This is a genomic window from Aeromonas sp. MR7 (genome assembly GCF_963899385.1).
GTDB lineage: Bacteria > Pseudomonadota > Gammaproteobacteria > Enterobacterales > Aeromonadaceae > Aeromonas > Aeromonas bestiarum.
Map to the genome: position 1 here is coordinate 201002 of NZ_CAWQXH010000021.1, position 16740 is coordinate 217741.

Below are 16740 nucleotides of genomic sequence, written 5' to 3' on the forward strand. Positions count from 1 at the left end.
AGAAACACACACATGAATGTGTGGGATCTTGGTGCAGGGATGAAGCTGAACAGAAAGATGATGGAGGCACGTTCCGGAGTCGAACCGGACTAAACGGATTTGCAATCCGCTGCATAACCGCTTTGCTAACGCGCCATGCTGACAAGGCTGATTGCCTTGAAAGTGATACCCATAGTTGGTGCTATGAGAAATTGGAGCGGGAAACGAGACTCGAACTCGCGACCCCGACCTTGGCAAGGTCGTGCTCTACCAACTGAGCTATTCCCGCCTGACTGCCGTGTGCCAGTTACCTGACAACGAGGCGCATTATACGTACCCCAAGCGCGGGCACAACCCTTTTTTCGCACTTTTAGCCCTTGCCCGTGCTGTTTGCTCAGGGTTTAGACGGCTTGGCCAAAAAAACCACATCAGGCTGTGACCCCACAGGCGAATTTAAGATAAAGTCATTGAAATGATTAGTCTTTAGTCAGAGACTTGTGGCGCTTAGTAACTGGATTCTCAATTGAAAATCACACGATGAAATGGATCTTCAAGCCTCGTGGGCTCAGGCCGCAGCTAATGCTGGCTTTTTTCATGCTGGCCATGGTGCCCTTCCTGGTCGTCACCCTGTTCTTCCTCTACAGCCACGGCAAAGATCTTACCACCCAGACCTCCAATCATCTGGTGTCGGTGCGCAACATCAAGAAGAGCCAGCTGGAGGATTACTTCGGCAACCTCAAAGAACAGATCATCAACTTCTCCCAGCAGGATTTTGCCGGTAACAGTATCGGCCGCTTCTATGGCTTCACCGGTGCCTTCGAAAAACTCGGCGTCACGCCACAGGAGGCCCGCGCTCGCGCCCAGGCCCGCTATGTGCCCGGCTCCTGGGATCAGTTGCAAAAACCCGACGACAAGGCCGACATAGAGCCCTCCATCAGCGCGCTGATCCTGGCGGACGAGATGTATGGCCGGGTGCACCAGCGTTTTCATCGCGGCTATGCCGACATGGTGCGCAAATCCAACTACAGCGACATCTTCCTCATCGATCTCAACGGCGACGTTGTCTACTCGGTCACCAAGCGTCCCAACTTCGCCACCAACCTGCTCTCGGGCCCCTATCAGGCGAGCGGCCTTGGCAGCACCTTCGCCAAGATCAAGCGCCGCCTCGACGGCGGCCAGAAGCCGCAGCAGATCTTCGAATTCACCGACTTTGGCCGCAACGAGCTGACCGGCCAGGTGGTCGCCTACATGGCCGCCCCCGTGATGCAGTACGACTATGTGCGCGGCGTGGTGATCTTCGAGCTGCTGCCGGACAAGCTCAACCAGATCATGGCGGAACGGGAAGGCCTCGGCGAGACCGGCGAGACCATCCTCATAGGCCCGGACAAGCGGATGCGCGCCAACGCCTGGCTGGCGCCGGAATTCAGCGTGGAGAACAGTTTCAGCCCCAATTTCAGGCCCCTGCAGACACCGCTGGTGGTCAAGACCCTCTCAGGTGAGCAGGGGGTCGGGCTGTTTCGCTCCTATCACGATGACGAGGTGCTGGCCGCCTACACCCAGGTGAAGGTCTTCGACACCGAGTGGGCCTTCATCGCCGAGATCTCCACCAGCGAGGCCTACCGCCCCATCCGTCAGCTGGAGACGCTGGTGATCCTTCTGGGGGCCGGCACCCTGCTGCTGCTGATCCTGTTCTCGCGCTGGCTCTCCCACTCCATCACGGCCCCGCTGCGCTCCCTCACCGCCGCCGCCGAGCAGGTGGCGGACGGCGCCCTGGATCACCCCATCACAATCCCCCGCACCGACGATGACATAGACAGGCTGGCCCAGGCGTTTCGCCACATGCAGCGCTCGGTGAAGGACAAGATAGAGCTCATCGAACGCCAGACCCAGGAGCTGCAGCAGCAGGTCAAGCTGACCCACAAGCAGAACCTCAGCCTGCAGCAGGCGGACAAGCTCAAGGATGAGCTGTTGGCCAACACCTCCCACGAGCTGCGCACCCCCATCCACGGCATCAAGGGGATGGCCGAATCCATGCTCGCCAGCCAGCAGGACTTGACCGAAGGGCAGCAAAAACAGCTAGGCCTCATCATCAAGAGTGCCGACGGCCTGGCCCGGCTGGTGGACGATCTGCTCGACTACCACCAGATGCGCTACGGCCAGCTGGAGATACATCCCCAGCCCGTCGCCTCCAAGGGAGTCATACGGCTGGTGCTGGATCTCTGCCAGCACCTGGTGCAGGCCAAGCCCCTCACCCTGGTGGACATAAGCCCGGCGGAGCTGCCGCCGGTGCTGGCCGACGAACAGCGGCTCGAACAGGTGCTCTACAACCTGGTGGGCAACGCCATCAAGTACACGCCGCAGGGCAAGGTCGTGCTGAGCGCCCTAGTGGAGGGCAACTTCCTGCGCATCCGGGTGACCGACACCGGCATCGGCATCGCCAGAGATCATCTGGAGCACATTTTCGAGCCGCTGGTGCAGATGAGCCCGGAAGTGAGCAAGCAGGGGGCTGGCCTCGGCCTCTCCATCACCCGCCAGCTGGTGCACCTGATGGGGGGTGAGCTGTTCGTGGAGAGCGAGCCGAGCGTCGGATCCACCTTCGCCTTCACCCTGCCGCTCGCCAGCGGCAAGGCGGGCAGCCTGACTCTGGACAGCCGCCAGATCGAGCACCAGCTGGTGCGCCAGCAGCCGCTCATCCTGCCGGACTGGGAGAGCGATGACCTCCCCCCTCCCCCCGAGGATGCGCCCCTCATACTGGTGGTGGATGACGAGCCCATCAACCTGCACATACTGCGCCACCTGTTGCAGCCCTGCGGCTACCGCATACTGCCCAGCAGCGATGGCCACGATGCCCTGGCCAAGCTGGCTCAGGAGCCGGTGGACCTCATACTACTGGATGTGATGATGCCGACCCTGTCGGGATTTGACGTCTGCCGCCGTCTGCGCCAGCAGCATCCCAAGGATCAGCTGCCGGTGCTGCTGCTCACCGCCCTCAACCAGCCCAAGGATATAGAAGAGGGTTTCAACGCCGGCGCCAACGACTATCTGGTGAAACCCTTCTGCAAGGAGGAGCTGTTTGCCCGGGTCAGGGCACTGCTGGAAGCCCGGGCCGGCCGCGCCTCCCTGGTGGAGAACCGGTTGCTGAAACAGGAGATAGAGCACCGCCTCACCCTGCAGGAGCGGCTGCATCAGGATCAGGAGCGGCTGCTGGCCCTGCTCGGCGAAGGGGCCGATCCCATGGTCTTCATCGACGAGCAGGGCACAGTGCTGTTTGCCTCGCGGGTGCTGGCCCGCTTGCTGGGCCAGGAGCCGGAAGCCATGGAGGGTCAGCCACTGGACGACTGGCTGGCCAGCCCGTTGACCTCCCAATGGCCCGATCTGAAGGCCCGCCAGGAGCAGCGTCTGGAATTCCTGGTGGCCGGGCTGAAGGACGAGCTCAATGCCCGTGCCCTGCCCATCAGTCTGGGGGGACAGGCCGCCTTCGCCCTCACCCTCAGCACAGAACCGCGCCAGGACGAGAACCGGGTGATGGCGCTGGAGAACGCCCTCAAGAGCCTGTCGCGCCAGGCCATCATAGAGGACGGTCAGCTGCTGGGTGAGCTGAGCCGGTTGGGGGGAGAGTTCCGATCGCTCGCCGACGATCTCATCCGCCAGCAGGATGACGAGCCGCTGCGCCGGGCCCTGGTGGATACCATGCGCCTCACCCTGGATGCCTGGCAGCAGAGCACGGGCAAGGGCAAGATAGTGCTGGCGGAGAAGAGCAAGCTGTGGCGGGTCTACATGGACAGATCCAGCCCCCAGACCCGCACCCTCGACAAGTACCTGAGCCTGGACACCCTGCCCAAGGCGCCGCGCTGGAAGACTGTGGTGGCCACCGCCGAGTACGTGCTCACCCACGGCCCGCTGAGCGATCCCCAGCGCCAGCAGTTGCACCACAGCGCCCAGACCCTGCGTCAACTCGCCAACCGCAAACCCTGACATACCCGCCCCGATCTGCGCCCTGGCTCACACTTGCCGGGGCGGTTTTTTTTTGTGCAGAATTAAGCAGGCAAAAGGTGTCAAAACGAGAGCCGATCCAATTCACACAATTGTCATGACGAGCGTATGTATGGGGACTTATTACGCCAAAGCAAATAACATAACTTAATGATTTAAAATGAGTTAAAAGTCATTTTGACGGAATTGACGTAGGGGCCGTGATTTTTACGATATCGACGAACGGAACAGTTGTTGTTTTCCTGTTAACTCTGCTTTGCTAGGGACGTTGGATGACACAACTACAAGGGTGAAAAACCTGACCAACATTGAGGGCCGACCTCCACAGCATGCGATGTCGGTGCTCAAATCCGAACAAGGAATATAAATAAGAAAGGACATAATATGCTTGCCAAAGTATCCAAAATCTCTACTGCTGTACTGCTGGGAACCATGATGCTGGCCGGAGCTGCCGGCACTGCCATGGCTGCCGACAACAAGACGGTGCTGACTCTGGTCGCCCAACAGGAGACCGCCTGGGTCAAGAACTTCAACCCCTTCCTGCAAGCGGGCCTGCTGCACACCACACGTCACTTCATCTATGAACCTCTGGTGATCTTCAACGATATGCAAGGGGGCAAACCCGTCTATCGTCTGGCCACCAACTACGCCTTCAGCGATGACCTGAAATCCGTCACCTTCGATCTGCGTGACGGGGTCAAGTGGTCTGACGGTCAGCCCTTCACCGCCGACGATATCCTCTTCTCCTTCAATCTGGTCAAGGCCAACAAGGCGCTGGACGAGCGCTCTATCTGGACCCAGATCAAGAGCGTCGAGAAGCTGGCCCCCAACAAGGTCAAGTTCGAGCTGACCGACGTCAACACCAACGTGGTGAATGACCTGGTACTGGTGCCCATAGTCCCCGAGCACCAGTGGAAATCCGTGAAGGATCCGGTTGCCTTCACCAACGACAAGCCGGTCGGTACCGGTCCCTTCACCGAGGTGGACAACTTCTCCGCCCAGCTCTACACCCAGTGCCGCAACCCGCACTACTGGGACAACGCCAACCTCTCCATCGACTGCCTGCGCATGCCGCAGATGGCCACCAACGATCAGGTGCTGGCCGCCGTGATGAAGGGTGACGTGGACTGGTTCGGCTCCTTCGTGCCGGACATAGAGCGCCTCTACGTCGGCAACGATCCGAAGAACAACAAGTACTGGTTCCCGGCCTCAGGTACAGTGGCATTCAACGTCAACTTCCAGACCAAGAATCCCGGCAACCACGAAGCCTTCAACGACATCAACTTCCGCCGCGCCTTCTCCATGGCGATGGACCGTCAGTCCATGGTGGACATCGCCGGCTACGGCTACCCGACCGTCAACGAATACCCGTCAGGTCTGGGCAAGGCGTTCGCCTCCTGGGACAACCCGGAAGTCGAGAAGAAATATGGCAAGTTCAACAAGTTCGACCTGGAAGGGGCCAAGGCCCTGCTGAAACAGGCCGGCTACAAGGACTGTGACGGCGACAAGTTCCTCGACACCCCGACCTGCCAGAAGATCACCTTCAAGGTGCTGGTGCCGAACGGCTGGACCGACTGGGTCAATACCGCCCAGATCGGGGTCGAAGGCTTGCAGGCCCTGGGTCTGAACGCCAAGACCGCCACCCCGGAAGCCACCGTCTGGACCGAAAACCTGATCACAGGTGACTTCGACGTCGCCCTGCAGGGGTACTTCGCCGGTGCCAACCCGCACAAGTACTTCGAAACCGCCTTCCACTCCCGCAACATGGGTGAGCGTGGCAACCGCTTTGCGGCTCCCCGCTACAAGGATCCGGCACTGGACAAGCTGATCGATGACTTCACCCAGACCGCCGATGCCGCCAAGCAGAAGGCCATCATGTTCGAGATCCAGGACAGGGTCGGTGCCAACCAGACCATAATCCCTGTGTTCAACAACCCGACCTGGTACGAATACAGCACCAAGCGTTTCCACGGCTGGTTCAGTGCCGACAACCCGGTCGCCAAGCCGCAGGTTCACCCGGATACCCCGGAGCGTCTGCTGCACGTGTTGTCACTCAAGCCAAACAGCTAACCACTCCGGCCCCCTGCGGGGGGCCATTTTCCCCGCCATGTCTTCCATCCCCCTGATTGTTCGGGGTTGGGGGAGCTTTGCCCGGCGCGGGGCAGGCTTGCAGTAAAAGGGTTTACCATGGGATTTATACTGAGACGTTTCTCCTTCTATCTGGTCGCCTTCCTGGTGGCCGCCACCATCAACTTCCTGCTACCCAGAGCCATGCCGGGGGATCCTGTCTCCGTCATGTTTGCCCGGGCTGGCGCCATGATGGAACCCGCCGCACTGGAGGCCCTCAAGGCGACCTTCGGCTTTGTGGACGGCCCCATCAGCACCCAATTTCTCACCTATGTGAAGAGCGTCTTCACCTGGGATCTCGGCACCTCGGTGCGCTACTACCCCCAACCCGTGGCTGACGTGCTGGGTCGCGCCATCGGCTGGACCCTGTTCCTGGTGGGCACCTCCACCATCCTCAGCTTCTCCATCGGCTCCATCGTCGGCATCTTCGCCGCCTGGCACCGGGGGGGACGCATGGACAGCATACTCTCCCCGCTCACCCTGGTGATGCAGGCCATTCCGCCCGTGGTCATCTCCCTGCTCGCCCTCTTTCTGTTCGGGGTCAGTCTGGAGTGGCTGCCCATCGGCTATGCCTACAGCCCGGAGATCACCGCCGATTTCGGCTGGGAACACATCAAGAGCATCATGCTGCACGCCGTCATGCCGGTGCTGACGCTGGCCATGGTGCAGGTGGGGGGCTTCCTCATCACAATGCGCAACAACATGATCAACCTGCTGGGGGAGGACTACATCACCATGGCCAAGGCCAAGGGGCTCTCCAGCAACCGGGTCATCTTCAACTACGGTGCCCGCAACGCCATACTGCCGAGCGTCACAGCGCTCTCCATGGCGCTCGGTTTCGTCATCGGCGGCTCTCTCATCACCGAGGTGATCTTCAACTATCCCGGCCTGGGTCTGACCCTCTATCAGGGCATCCTGGCCCGCGACTACCCGCTCATCCAGGGGCAGCTGCTCATCATGACCATCACCATGCTCAGCTTCAACTTCCTGGCCGACGTGCTCTATGTCTTCCTGGATCCCCGTCTGCGTACAGGAGGCAAATAAGATGCGCATGCCGACTATCTTGAAAATCCTGCTGGGCAACAAGAAAGCCGCCTTCGGCCTCTTCATCGTGGTCAGCTTCGTGCTGATGGCGCTGCTCGCCCCGCTGCTGGCCAGCAACGAACCGACCAAGCGGGTCTCCCGTCCGCACCAGCCCCCCAGCGCCGAGTACGTGATGGGCACCACCCGCATGGGCCACGACATCTGGTCCCAGTTTGCCAACGGCGCCCGCATCTCCCTGATGGTGGGCTTCGGGGCCGGCATACTGGTGTGCGCCCTCGCCATCACCATCGGCATCACAGCCGGCTACTTTGGCGGCGTGATCGACGAATGCCTCACCTTCCTGATGAACGTGGTGCTGGTGATCCCCAACCTCCCCCTGCTACTGGTGCTCGCGAGCTTTATCGGGGAGGCGTCACCGACGGTGATTGCGCTCATCATAGGCTTTACCTCCTGGGCCTATGGCGCGCGCGTCATCCGGGCCCAGACCCTGGCCCTGCGCGAGAAAGAGTTCGTCATCGCCGCCGAGGTGCTAGGGGAGCCAGCCTGGCGCATCATTCTGGTGGAGATACTGCCCAACCTCATCTCCATCATAGGGGTCAGCTTCATCGGCTCCATCATCTACGCCATCGTCACCGAGGCGACCCTGGAGTTCCTGGGGCTCGGCGACCCGACCGTGGTCAGCTGGGGCATCATGCTCTACAACGCCCAGACCTCCAGCGCCATCCTGGTGGGTGCCTGGTGGGAGATCCTGGCCCCCTGCTTCGCCATCGCCACCCTGGGCGCGGGCCTGGCCCTGCTCAACTTCGCCATCGACGAGATAGCCAACCCTCAGTTGCGATCCCACAAGGGGCTCAACCGCTGGAAAAAACTCGCCGCGCCCGTCTCAGCACCACAGGAGAGGACAGCATGAAGACCCCACCCCTGCTGTCGGTACGCAACCTCTGCGTCGACTACATCACCGAGAGCGGCGACGTGCGCGCCGTCAACTCGGTCAGCTTTGACATAGCCCCCGGCGAGGTATTCGGCCTCGCCGGCGAGTCCGGCTGCGGCAAGTCCACCATCGCCTTCTCGGTGGCCCGGCTGCACAAGCCGCCCGCCTACATCAGTGGCGGCGAGATCCTGTTCAAGGGCGAGAACATACTCCACTACGGCGAAGAGCGGCTGCGCTCCTATCGCTGGCAACAGGTCTCTGTGGTGTTCCAGTCCGCCATGAACGCGCTCAACCCAGTGCTGCGCATGGAGGAGCAGTTCTGTGACGTGCTGCTGGCCCACAACCCCGGCATGACCCGTTATGAGGCGATCAAGCGCGCCCAGGTGCTGCTGGAGATAGTCGACATACACCCGAGCCGGCTGCGGGATTATCCGCACCAGTTTTCCGGCGGCATGCGCCAGCGGCTGGTGATCGCCATCGCCATGGCGCTCAACCCCGAACTCTTGATCATGGATGAGCCGACCACGGCGCTGGACGTGGTGGTGCAGCGGGAGATATTGCAGAAGGTCTACGCCCTGAAAGAGCAGTTCAACTTCTCCATCCTGTTCATCACCCACGACCTGTCGCTCATGGTCGAGTTCTGCGATCGCATCGGCATCATGTACGCCGGTGAGCTGATCGAGGTGGCCCCGTCCAAGGCGATCCTGACCTCGCCCCTGCACCCCTATACCCGCGGGCTCGGCAACTCCTTCCCGCCCCTGCACGGCCCGAAAACCGTGCTGGAGGGGATCCCGGGCACCCCGCTCAACCTGCTGGAGGTGCCGGTCGGCTGCCGCTTTCAGGCCCGCTGCGGCAAGGTGCACGCGCGCTGCCGCCAGGAGTACACCCGCCTGGTCGAGATCCGGCCGGGACAACAGACCGCCTGCCACCTCCATGAGGCGCAGGATGAGCAACAAGATCCCCTGATCTATCTGGACAAGGCCGCTGGCTGTTAAGGATGTCTGTCATGCAAATCGCCCAAACCGACGCGCCCATCATCGAAGTCCAGCACCTCTACAAGGACTTCCCCGTCAACTCCAATGCCATCAAGAGCGGCAAGATGCGGGCCCTCTCCGACATCACCTTCAACCTGCACCGGGGCCGCGCCCTGGCGGTGGTAGGAGAGTCCGGCTCCGGCAAGAGCACCATCGCCAAGATCATCGCCAAGATGTACAAGCTCTCCAGCGGCCGCATCCTCTATCGCGGCCGGGACCTGGAGGAGTTCAACAAGGGCACGGCCCTGCTCGACTATCGCCAGAGCGTGCAGATGGTGTGGCAAGATCCGTTCGGTTCGCTCAACCCGACCCACACCATCTACCACCACATAGCCCGCCCCCTGCTGCTGCACAGCAAGGTGATCGACAAGAAAGATCTGCCGGACATGGTCCATGCCCTGCTCGAAAAGGTGGGGCTCACCCCGGCCAAGGCGACGGCGGCCAAGTACCCGCACCAACTCTCCGGCGGCCAGCGCCAGCGGGTCAACATTGCCCGCAACCTGGCGGTGGAGGCGGAAGTGGTGCTGGCGGATGAGCCCACCTCCATGCTCGACGTCTCCATTCGCATCGGCATCCTCAACCTGATGGAGCAGATGAAAAACGAGCTGGGCGTCTCCATGCTCTACATCACCCACGACATCGCCACCGCCCGCTACGTGGCGGAAGATCTCGCGGTCATGTACGTGGGTCACATGGTGGAGTGGGGCGAGGTGGACGAGATCCTCCATCATCCACAGCACCCCTACACCCAGCTGCTCATCTCGGCGGTGCCCGACCCCGAGAAGAGCATCCACGCCGAGCTGGAGGGGGGCCGCAAGGGGGAGATACCGCTCTGGACGCCGGAATCCTGCGGCTGCCCGTTTGCCGGGCGCTGCAATCAGGCCATGGCCCGCTGCAAGGATGAGCTGCCCCCCATCACCAGGCTCGCCGACAACCACTTCGTGCGCTGCTACCTCTACGAATGAGAGTGAGCCTTATAGCGGCCGGACAGCACTGTCCGGCCATGCCTCGCTACGGGGCAGCCACAGCCCCGTGATGTGCCTCACCGCCCGTCGGTGAACCACAGGAGTAATACCTTGATGGAACTCTTGATCAATCAGGTGGGCTACGAGTGCGACGGGCAGAAGATTGCCCTGCTGCAGACCACCACCCAGCTGGCTATCAGCGGCCATGTCAGGCTGCTGCGCCAGTGTGATGACCAGATCCTGTTTGAAGCGCCGCTGCAACAAGCCGGCCGGGTCGACGGCTGGCAGGGCCGCGCTTACTGGCGCGCCGACTTCTCCGCATTCAAGGAGCCCGGCCACTACCGGCTAGAAACTGTCATCCAGGCCGGCACCGACGAGCGCATGGTCCGCTCCGCCCCCTTCATCATCGGCCAGGGGTTGCTGGCGAGCCGCTGCCTCTCCGATGTCATTCACTACTTCAAGGGCCAGCGCGCCAGCGGCGCCTTCGATCGGGCCGACCACACTGCCCGCCTGTTTGGCACCGATCAGCGCAAAGACGTACACGGCGGCTGGTTCGATGCCAGCGGCGACATGAGCAAGTACCTGAGCCACCTCTCCTACGCCAACTACCTCAACCCCCAGCAGACCCCCATGGTGGTATGGGCCCTGCTCAGGTGTAGGGAACTGCTGGCATCGCGCCGCGACATAGACGGGGTCAACCTCTGCAAGCGGCTCAATGACGAGGCGCTGCACGGGGCGGATTTTCTCTGCCGGATGCAGGATGAGAGCGGCTTTTTCTACATGACGCTGTTCGACAAGTGGAGCAAGGATCCCGAGCAGCGCGAGCTGTGCGCCTACGCCACCCAGCAGGGGCTCAAGTCTGCCGACTGGCAGGCGGGTTTTCGGCAAGGGGGCGGCATGGCCATCGCCGCGCTGGCCCGCGCCGCCCGCGAGAGCGTCAGCGGCGACCTTGATGCGAGTCACTATGCCGAGGCGGCCAGGTGCGGCTACCTGCACCTGCGCGAGCACAACCTCGCCTATCTGGACGACGGGGTCGAGAACATCATAGATGACTACTGTGCCCTGCTGGCTGCGGTCGAGCTGACCAAGACCCTGGGCCATGAGTGGCTAAGCGAGGCGAGAGTGTGGGCCGGCAAGCTGTGCACCCGTCAGCGCGCCCACCCAGATCTCGGCCACCACTGGTCCGCCAACCAGGATGGCTCGCGCCCCTACTACCACGCCGCCGAGGCAGGCCTGCCGGTGCTGGCGCTGCTGGAATACCTCGGCGTAGAGCCGGATCAGGGGCGCAAGGACCAGGTGCAAACCGTGGTGCAGCAGGCGCTGGCCGCCGAGCTGGCACTGTGCGCCCGGGCAGGCAACCCCTTCGCCCTCGCCCGCCAGTATGTGAAAGGAGTGGATGAGGCGCCTCGCGTCAGCTTCTTCATTCCCCACAATAACGAATCCGGCTACTGGTGGCAGGGGGAAAACGCCAGGCTGGCGTCTCTGGCCGCCATGGCCTTTGCCGCCGCCGAGCAGCTCCCGCCACAATCCGGGCCGCTGCTCGGCTTCGGCCAGCGCCAGCTCGACTGGATCCTGGGGCAAAACCCGTTCAACGCCTGCATGCTGGCGGGCCACGGCATCAACAACCCGAGCTACACAGCCGGTTATCCCAATGCCCTGGGCGGCATCTGCAACGGCATCACGGCCGGCTTCGATGACGAAAATGACCTGGCCTTTATCCCTGAAGAGTACAAGGATCGGCTGGATCAGAACTGGCGCTGGGGCGAGCAGTGGATCCCCCACGCCGCCTGGTTCGCCCTGGCCATCAGCTGGCAGAGCGCACAGGGAGGTCGCCATGATTGAGAGCGGCTCGGACATCATTAGCACTGGGGGAGAGCAGTGGATCTTCCATACATTCCGCCTGGTTTGCCCTGGCCATCAGCTGGCAGAGCGCGCTGGGAGGCCGGCATGATTGAGTTCTGGGTCGGCGTGGATGGTGGCGGCACCCACACCCGCGCCCGCATTCGGGACCGGGCCGGCAAGCTGCTGGGCGAGGGGCGCGCCGCCGGCTCCAACCTGGAGCTGGGCATAGAGGTCGCCCACGCCAACGTGCTGGCCGCCGTCGAGCAGGCCCGCACCGCGGCCGGTCTGCCGGCGGCAAGCGTGCAGCAGATGGGGGTCGGGCTGGCGCTCGCCTCCGCCGAGCTGGCGGAGTGCTATCACGCCATGCTCGAGATGCCCTTCCCCTTTGCCAGCGTCAGGCTCACCTCCGACGCCTTCGGTGCCTGCCTGGGTGCCTTTGGTGGCCGGGAGGGGGCCATTCTCATCGCCGGCACCGGCTCGGCCGGGCTCCTCTATCGGCATGGCCAGCTCCACACCTGCTCCGGCCGCGGTTTTCCCATCTCGGATCTGGGCAGCGGCGCCTGGCTTGGGCTGCGTGCCATCCAGCAAGCCCTGCTCTGCCATGACGGCATCCTGCCCCCCAGCACGCTCGCCATCCGCTTGCTCGACCACTTCAAGCGGGATCAGGCCGACGTCGTGCGCTGGGCATACCGCGCCATTCCGGCCGATTATGGCCGCTTCGCCCCCTGGGTGTTCGACGCCGCCAGCGACGGCGACGAGCTCGCCTGCCAGCTGCTGGACGAGACCTGCGAACAGTTGCGGATCCTGCTGGAGGGGATGCAACAGCTGGGCGCCAGCCAGATTGCCCTGCTCGGCGGCATCGGCATGCGCCTCGCCCCCCGACTGGCGCACCTCAACCTGGTCAACCCCAAGGCCGATGCGCTGGAGGGGGCCATACTGTTTGCCCAGTCGGAGGCGTTCCCATGTCTGCACTGCTGAGCCTTGTCCAATGCGATCTGCCCGCTGGCGGGGACAGAGTCCCCCTCTGCCCGCTCCGGGGTGTGCCCATCTCAGCACTCAGGCTCCCTCCCCGGGTTGACCAGTACCACAAGGAGATGATCGCCTTGTTTGTTCCCTTAACTCCATCAGAGGAATTTTCATGTCTGCACCCCTGATCAACACCCAGGTCGACCGACGCGATGGCGAGGACGTCTGGTTCCGCTTCAACCTGAGCCAGCTGCCGGCCGTCCCCTGGAAGCTCCACTTCTGCCTGGCGCGCCACATAGACCCGGCCTCGGTCGAAGGGGGGGAGCTGGAGCGCCAGAGCGGCAGCTACAAGGTACTGATCCCGGCCGAGGGGCAAAGCGAGCTGCGTTTTTGCTGTCGCAACACCCCCATCAAGCGCCTCTCCGACATGCCGCGCGGCTTCTTCCTGAGCCTGCCCCAAGCCAGCACGGGCCCGCAGCTGATGCCGGTGGTGCTGGCCGATGAGGCGCTGGGCCTGCCGCCAAGCGCACCCGGCGCCCCGGATCTGCCCGAGGTCGAGTCCCTGGCCGGCATAGTGCCCCAGCCGGATCAGCTGGTGTTGCTGGAGGGCAACTTCCGCTTGGCAGAGCGGGCCCATGTCAGCGGGCCCGGGTCGCTTACCGGCCTGCTGGCCCATTTCAACGAGCTGACCGGGCTCGCGCTGGAGCAGGATCACGATGCCGAGATCCGGCTGCTCGAGGAGCCTCTGGCTGCGGAGGCCTATCGCCTCACCATCACGCCTGAGGGGGTGACCATAGCCGCCGCCGGCGAGGCCGGCTGGCGCCATGGCCTGACAAGCCTGGCCCAGTGGGCCCTGCAGCACGGGGAGAGCCTGCCCTGCATCGAGCTGGTCGATGCCCCCCGCTTCGGTTTTCGTGGCATCTTCCTCGACTGTGCCCGCCACTTTCACAGCCTGGCCACCCTCAAGCGCCTGCTCAAGCTGATGAGCCTCTACAAGTTCAACCGCTTCCACTGGCACCTGACCGATGACGAGGGGTGGCGGCTCGAGATCAAGGCCTTCCCCCAGCTTACGGAACGGGCCGCCTGGCGCGGCCACGATCTGCCGGTCGGGCCCCAGCTGAGCGGCGGCGCCGAGCCCTACGGCGGCTACTACAGCCAGAGCGAGGTGCGCGAGCTGGTAGCCTATGCCGCCGGACTCGGCATCACAGTCATTCCCGAGATCGACATACCGGGCCACTGTCATGCGGCCATCAAGGCGCTGCCCGAGCTGCTGGTGGAAGAAGCCGACCGCTCCCGCTACCTGTCGGTGCAATATTTCGACGACAACGTGCTCAACCCGGCCCTGCCCGGCACCTATCAGTTCCTGGAGGCGGTGATCGACGAGGTGTGCGAGCTGTTCCCGGGCCCGCTGGTACACATGGGAGGAGACGAGGTGCCGACCGGAGTCTGGACCGACAGCCCGGCCTGCCGGCAGTTGATGGAGCAGCAGGGGTATCAGGATTGCCGCGAGCTGCAGGGCCACCTGCTGCGCCACTGCCAGCAATATCTGGCTGGCAAGGGCAAGCGGATGCTGGGCTGGGAGGAGATATTGCATGGCGACAAGGTGAGCCGGGATGCCACCATCTTCGCCTGGACCAGCTTCCAGGCAGGGCTGGATGCGGCTGCGGCCGGCTATCCGGTGGTGATGGCACCGGCCCAGCACCTCTATCTGGATCTGGCCTGGAGCCAGGACATCCATGAACCCGGCCTCTACTGGGCGGGCACCCTCAATCTGGAGCAGGTCTATCGATGCGATCCTGCCCCGGCCGATTTCCATGCCAACGATAACATCCTGGGGGTACTGAGCCCCTTATGGTCGGAGCTGGTGACCTCTCGTGACCGCCTCGACTATATGTTGTTCCCGCGCATGCTGGCCACCGCCGAGGTGGCCTGGAGCGACCCCGCCCGCAAGGCGTGGGATCACTTCGCCGCCCGTCTGCCGGGCCAGCTGCAGATCCTCGACCAGCTACAGGTGCGTTACCGGGCGCCGCAGAGGTAGTGTTATCTTTCTGTTTGGCGACCTTTCGGTCGCCTTTTTTTACCATCCACCAACAAAAAACCAACTTTCCCCTACCATTCATCCGCCATTGTTGGCAAAATTCAGCCCCCTATGAAGCCGACCTGGCGCACCCTGACAGGCACCTGCAACCACGCCCGGATCTGCCACAATAACAACGATAAAACTATCAACAAGAACATCGGAGCCTATCCCTATGACTCGCAGAGACGTCCATACCCTGGACAGCGAAGTGGAGTTTCCTGCCGACGAACAACTGGTTTCCACCACGGACCTGCGCGGGGTGATCACCTACGCCAACCCCGCCTTCTGTCGCATTGCCGGCTACCCCGTTGAAGAACTGGTCGGCCACAACCACAACCTGGTGCGCCACCCCGACATGCCCAAGGCCGCCTTCGCCGATCTATGGGCCCGCCTCAAGGAGGGCAAGCCCTGGCGCGGCATGGTGAAGAACCGCTGCAAGGATGGCCGCTACTACTGGGTCGATGCCTATGTGACCCCCATCTACGAGGGGGGCAGAGTCAGCGGTTACCAGTCGGTGCGCTGCAAACCTGAACCCCAGCTCAAGCGAGTCGCCAGCCAGACCTATCAGGCCCTGCTCAAGGCGGAGCGCGGCTCGGCCAGCAGCCTCCCTTCCCTCAGCCGCATACGCCTGCCTGTGCTGGGCCTGCTGTTGCTCGGTCTGTTTGGCTGGGCCTTCAGCAGTCAGGGCCCCATGACAGCCCTGCTGATGCTGCTGCCCCTGCTGCTCATAGGCGGCGCTTGCTGGCGCGAGCTCTTCGCCCTGCCGCTCTATCTGCAGCAGCTCGGCCGCGAATACGACAGCCTGACCCGGCTGGTCTACTCGGGCGACGGCCCCGGCGCCATCGCCGACTTTCACATCAAGATGCTGCAGGCCCGCATTCGCACCGTGCTGGGTCGGGTCAACGATGCGACCCAGCCGCTGCAGACCCTGGCTACCAAGCTGAAACAGGCCTCCCATCAGGCCTGCCTCGACATCAACGAGCAGGATGCCCAGACCCAGCAGATGGCTGCCGCCATGACCCAGATGGCCAGCACGGCCCACGAGATAGCCCACAACATCCAGAACTCCAACGGTCAGGTCAACGAGGCCCGCAGCCGCTGCGAGCACACCAACAAACAGCTGAGCCAGACCGAGCAGCGCATCGAGCAGCTCGCCAGACAGGCGGAGCTGGCGTTCAACTCGGCGGTGGAGCTGGCCAGCGAGTCGGAGCGGATCGGCAGCGTGATGGGCGAGATCCAGGGCATAGCCGATCAGACCAACCTGCTGGCCCTCAACGCCGCCATCGAGGCGGCGCGGGCCGGTGAGCAGGGCCGCGGTTTTGCGGTGGTGGCCGACGAGGTGCGCACCCTGTCGACCCGCACCCACAAGGCGACCGAGCAGATCCAGGGCAGCATACAGCAGATCCAGCACACCCTGGGACGCTGGAAGGGGATGATGCAGGAGAACCTGCAACAGACCCGCGAATGCGCCGAGATGACCCGCCAGGGCGCCAGCAGCCTGCACTCTGTGCTGGAAGAGATAGAGCTGGTCACGGAACACTCAACCCAGATCGCCGCCGCCGCCGAGCAGCAACAGGCGGTGGTGGAGGAGATCAGCCGCAGCATCAACCAGATCTCCCAGTACTCCCACGCCAACAGCCAGAAGATGCAGGAGGTCGACGACTCGAGTCAGGAGCTGCTGGAACGCACCAAACAGCTCAAGGGGCTCAGTCAGACCTTTGGTTGAAGCGGTTGCCACCCCCATAATAGAAGCGCCACAATGGCGCTTCTATTGTTTCT

General features: G+C 63.0%; 10 protein-coding genes and 2 tRNA genes. 10 read left to right on the forward strand and 2 right to left on the reverse strand.

Annotated features, from left to right (window positions below; translation table 11 throughout):
* Positions 1-61 precede the first annotated feature (61 nt).
* Both AACW87_RS12715 and AACW87_RS12720 read right to left on the reverse strand, forming a co-directional pair.
* A tRNA-Cys gene (locus AACW87_RS12715) sits at positions 62-135 on the reverse strand.
* A 57-nt stretch (positions 136-192) separates the two neighbouring features.
* Positions 193-268: transfer RNA gene (locus AACW87_RS12720), tRNA-Gly, on the reverse strand.
* A 248-nt stretch (positions 269-516) separates the two neighbouring features.
* On the opposite strand from AACW87_RS12720, the gene AACW87_RS12725 reads away from it, so the two are divergent.
* The 10 genes from AACW87_RS12725 (at position 517) to AACW87_RS12770 (ending at position 16687) form a co-directional block, all read left to right on the forward strand.
* A complete protein-coding gene (locus tag AACW87_RS12725; RefSeq protein ID WP_241325128.1) occupies positions 517-3954 on the forward strand; it encodes a response regulator in 3438 nt (1145 codons plus the stop codon).
* A 402-nt stretch (positions 3955-4356) separates the two neighbouring features.
* Positions 4357-6042 (forward strand): ABC transporter substrate-binding protein, encoded by a 1686-nt coding sequence (locus AACW87_RS12730; RefSeq protein ID WP_043135998.1) that lies wholly within the window; start codon positions 4357-4359, stop codon positions 6040-6042.
* Between the two features lie 117 nt (positions 6043-6159).
* Entirely contained in the window at positions 6160-7143 is a 984-nt protein-coding gene (locus AACW87_RS12735; protein ID WP_042867464.1) for an ABC transporter permease, read from the forward strand.
* Position 7144: 1 nt separating this feature from the next.
* A complete protein-coding gene (locus tag AACW87_RS12740; protein WP_098983113.1) occupies positions 7145-8053 on the forward strand; it encodes an ABC transporter permease in 909 nt (302 codons plus the stop codon).
* On the forward strand, positions 8050-9069 hold the full coding sequence (locus AACW87_RS12745; RefSeq protein WP_043556351.1) for an ABC transporter ATP-binding protein: 1020 nt from the start codon (positions 8050-8052) through the stop codon (positions 9067-9069). Before AACW87_RS12740 ends, AACW87_RS12745 begins: the two co-directional genes overlap by 4 nt.
* A gap of 11 nt (positions 9070-9080) precedes the next feature.
* Positions 9081-10073 (forward strand): ABC transporter ATP-binding protein, encoded by a 993-nt coding sequence (locus tag AACW87_RS12750; protein WP_241278455.1) that lies wholly within the window; start codon positions 9081-9083, stop codon positions 10071-10073.
* Between the two features lie 114 nt (positions 10074-10187).
* Entirely contained in the window at positions 10188-11915 is a 1728-nt protein-coding gene (locus AACW87_RS12755) for a glycoside hydrolase family 9 protein (RefSeq protein ID WP_241325129.1), read from the forward strand.
* 105 nt (positions 11916-12020) lie between these two features.
* Positions 12021-12893: a BadF/BadG/BcrA/BcrD ATPase family protein gene (locus AACW87_RS12760; RefSeq protein WP_241325130.1), complete on the forward strand. Its 873-nt coding sequence runs from the start codon at positions 12021-12023 to the stop codon at positions 12891-12893.
* 160 nt (positions 12894-13053) lie between these two features.
* On the forward strand, positions 13054-14919 hold the full coding sequence (locus tag AACW87_RS12765; protein WP_241325131.1) for a beta-N-acetylhexosaminidase: 1866 nt from the start codon (positions 13054-13056) through the stop codon (positions 14917-14919).
* Between the two features lie 214 nt (positions 14920-15133).
* A complete protein-coding gene (locus AACW87_RS12770) occupies positions 15134-16687 on the forward strand; it encodes a methyl-accepting chemotaxis protein (RefSeq protein ID WP_241278459.1) in 1554 nt (517 codons plus the stop codon).
* The last annotated feature ends 53 nt before the right edge of the window (positions 16688-16740 follow it).